Here is a 3,155-nt window from a genome sequence, read left to right as displayed (position 1 = left end):
GCCGACCAGGGCATGCGATGAGCTGGACGGGATACCCAGCAACCAGGTCAGCAGGTTCCAGACGATCCCGCCGACCAGGCCGGCGAACACCAGTTGCAGTGTGACCAGGTGACCGTTGACCAGGTCTTTGGCGATCGTTCCCGCGACGGCGGTGGAGAGGAACGCGCCTGCCAGGTTAAGCACCGCTGAGAGCGTTACCGCAGCTTTCGGCTTGAGTGCGCCGCTGGCGATGGACGTGGCCATGGCGTTGCCCGTGTCGTGGAACCCGTTGGTGAAATCGAAAGCGAGGGCTGTGATCACGACGATGATCAGAAGGAACAACTGAAGGTTCACGGCGCTAATTCTGGTGGTATGAGGGCGCGGTTGTCGAAAGAACGAGGCTTGGAAACGCAGGTATATTTCACTCGTCGTCAGATGTTCGCTTGGGGTTAACCTGCGGCCTTGGGACGTTCACCGCGTGTGTCTCGGCGCAGCGGGTGATCGCCGGGTATTTGGACGAAGATCAGGGTGACGCCGTCGGGATCGGTGACATGCATTTCGTGCAGACCCCATGGTTCGCGGCGGGCCTCGCGGGCGATCGCTACGCCTCTGCTCTCTAGCTCCGCTTGCGTCGCGGCAACGTCCCGCACCTGCAGCCACAGTGCGCCGGGGAACGGCCCGGCGGGGTGGTCCGGTGCGCCGTGGCCGGCCAGCTCGATCAGTGACTGGCCGGCGTAGAATACCGTGCCCGCGCCGTACTCGCGGGCGATCGCCAACCCCAGCTGGTCGCGGTAAAAGCTCAGCGACCGCTCATAGTCCGCCGGCCGGAACAGCATCCGGCTGGCAAGAATCTCCATGACCTCGTGTCTATCACGCGCTGGGCTTGTTCGGCTGGAGCCGCTGCCGTCTTATCAGCGTGGTCGCAAGGCCGGGGCCAATGGTGTCCAATGCCTTGGAGACGACCGCCATCCGCGGCGCGATGCGGACCGGCCGGGTGCGGGCGGCGGTCACCATCCAGCCGGCCGCCTCCTGTGGCGTCAGCGCCGGCAGCCCTTGGTATTCCTTGGTCGGCGCGATCATCGGGGTGGCCACCAGCGGGTAGTAGAGCGTGGTCGAGTGCACACCCTTTGCGCCCCATTCGGTTTCGATTACCCGGCTGACCGCGGAGAGCGCCGCCTTCGACGCGTTGTACACCGAGAACAGCGGCGACGCCTCGCTGAACACCCCCCACGTCGCGACGTTGATGATGTGCCCGTCGCCGCGCTGCAGCATCCCGGGGGCGATCGCGCGGATCAGCCGCAGCGGCGAGTTGTAGTTGAGCAGCATCGTCCGTTCGACGTCGTGCCAGCGTTCCAGCGACTCGATCAATGGCCGGCGGATGGAGCGACCGGCGTTGTTGATCAGGATGTCCACCCCGCCGAGACGTTGCTCGACGTCGGCGGCCAATGCGTCGACGGCGTCCATGTCGGACAGATCGCAGGGGATCGCGATCGCGGTGCCGCCGCGGTCTTCGATCCGGCCCACCAGCGCATCCAGCAGGTCCTGACGGCGGGCCACGGCGACCACGGTGGCACCCCGCTTGGCGAACTCCTCGGCGGCGCTCTCACCGATGCCCGACGATGCCCCGGTCAGCAGGATCCGCTTGCCGTCGAGGTCGATCGCTTTGGCGGTCGGCCGGTAGGCCGCTAGTTGCCCCGCGATGGGCGGGCGCATGGTGGCCAGTACGAACTGGTCGGTCAATCGTCTCAGCGGACTTCTACTCACCCGGGGCCTCCTGGAATCACCGAGATTGACGTTAGCGTGAGCCCCACTCGCGTTTTTTCGCGCTGCCGTCGATTTCGGCGAAGGTGTCGGTGCCCAGGTCCACTATCGGCGCATGGGCGGGGTATTGATCGGCAGCGAGGCAATCGCCACCGGGGTGTTGACGGAGCATCAGTTGCGCAGGTGGCATAGGCCCCTCTTCCGCGACGTCTACGTACCAAAGTGGGATGCGCCGTCGCTTGACGATCGCATCCTCGCAGCGTGGTTGTGGTCGCGGCGGCGGGCGGTGGTTGCCGGGGTCGCTGCATCAGCGCTGCATGGCGCCTTGTGGGTTGATGCGGAGACACCGATCGAGCTCGTCGCACCAAGCGCCCGGCCGCAGCGTGGGCTGGTGGTCCGCAACGAAACACTCGATGGAGACGAAGTCACCTGCGTCAAGCGGCTACCGGTGACGACGGTGGCACGCACCGCCTTCGATCTCGGTCGCCACCTACCCCGCCGCGCTGCTTTGGCACGGATCGATGCGCTGATGCGCGCGACCCCATTTTCGCGCGAAGACGTCGAAGTGCTCGCCAAGCGTCACCGCGGTGCGCGAGGTACGCGACGACTTCGGGGCATATTGCCGTTAATAGATGGCGGCGCAGCGTCTCCGAGGGAGACCTGGCTGCGGCTCTTGTTCATCGACGCCGGCTTACCGATACCCACCACGCAGATACCGGTCTACGACGGTTGCCAGTTCGTGGCCCTTCTCGATATGGGTTGGGAGGAGTACAAAGTGGCTGCCGAGTACGACGGCGACCAGCACCGCACAGACCGCCGGCAGTTCGTGAAGGACATCAACAGGCTGGCCATGACGCAAGACCTGGGTTGGCATGTGATCCGCGTGGTCAACGAGCATCGACCCGACCAAGTCATCACCCGCGTATATCACGCGCTCGCCCGCCGCGGGTATCGCCGAGATCTGCGTTAGCGTGACGCCTACTCGAACTTTTCCGCGCTGTCGTCGATTTCGATGAAGGTGGCTGAGCACCTCAGAAGTAGCGCGGGAACTGGCTCCAGTCGGGCGGCCGCTTCTCCAGGAACGCATCGCGGCCCTCGACGGCTTCGTCGGTCATGTACGCCAGCCGGGTCGCCTCACCGGCAAACAGCTGCTGGCCCACCAGCCCGTCGTCAAGCAGGTTGAACGCGTACTTCAGCATTCGTTGTGCCTGAGGCGATTTCGCGTTGATCTCAGCCGCCCACTGCACAGCGGCCGATTCCAGTTCGGCGTGGTCGACAACGGCGTTGACCGCTCCCATCGCGTGCATCTGCTCGGCGGTGTAGTCGCGACCCAAAAAGAAGATCTCGCGGGCGAACTTCTGGCCCACCTGACGGGCCAGGTAGGCGCTGCCATAGCCGCCGTCGAAGCTGCCGAC

The 3,155-nt window shown here is 65.2% G+C and carries 5 protein-coding genes; 1 reads left to right on the top strand and 4 read right to left on the bottom strand.

Annotated features, from left to right (window positions below; translation table 11 throughout):
- From WBF82_RS16930 to WBF82_RS16920, 3 genes are all read right to left on the bottom strand, one after another.
- Positions 1-333, bottom strand: a 333-nt coding sequence (locus WBF82_RS16930) for an anion permease (RefSeq protein WP_424384127.1), incomplete at its 3' end; no start/stop codon positions are given.
- Positions 334-428: 95 nt separating this feature from the next.
- The gene (locus WBF82_RS16925) at positions 429-836 is read right to left on the bottom strand and encodes a VOC family protein (RefSeq protein ID WP_424384126.1); all 408 of its coding nucleotides are present in this window, start codon (positions 834-836) and stop codon (positions 429-431) included.
- Between the two features lie 13 nt (positions 837-849).
- A complete protein-coding gene (locus WBF82_RS16920) occupies positions 850-1,743 on the bottom strand; it encodes an SDR family oxidoreductase (RefSeq protein WP_424384125.1) in 894 nt (297 codons plus the stop codon).
- Between the two features lie 112 nt (positions 1,744-1,855).
- Here WBF82_RS16920 and WBF82_RS16915 point away from each other — a divergent pair, with 112 nt between their 5' ends.
- Complete coding sequence (locus tag WBF82_RS16915; protein ID WP_424384124.1) at positions 1,856-2,710, top strand: DUF559 domain-containing protein; 855 nt, start codon at positions 1,856-1,858, stop codon at positions 2,708-2,710.
- Between the two features lie 61 nt (positions 2,711-2,771).
- Here WBF82_RS16915 and WBF82_RS16910 read toward each other — a convergent pair.
- The coding region (locus WBF82_RS16910; RefSeq protein ID WP_424384123.1) for an enoyl-CoA hydratase-related protein at positions 2,772-3,155 on the bottom strand (384 nt) is incomplete at its 5' end.

This window comes from Mycobacterium sp. (assembly GCF_049673265.1).
GTDB lineage: Bacteria > Actinomycetota > Actinomycetes > Mycobacteriales > Mycobacteriaceae > Mycobacterium.
The sequence above is the reverse complement of the archived record's forward strand: the minus strand, read 5'-3'. Positions and strand labels throughout refer to the sequence as shown.

What these genes read in the sequence shown, in the direction of transcription:
- WBF82_RS16925 (WP_424384126.1), bottom strand. Translation starts at nt 836, where the DNA reads ATGGAGATTCTTGCCAGCCGGATGCTGTTCCGGCCGGCGGACTATGAG.
- WBF82_RS16915 (WP_424384124.1), top strand. Translation starts at nt 1,856, where the DNA reads ATGGGCGGGGTATTGATCGGCAGCGAGGCAATCGCCACCGGGGTGTTG.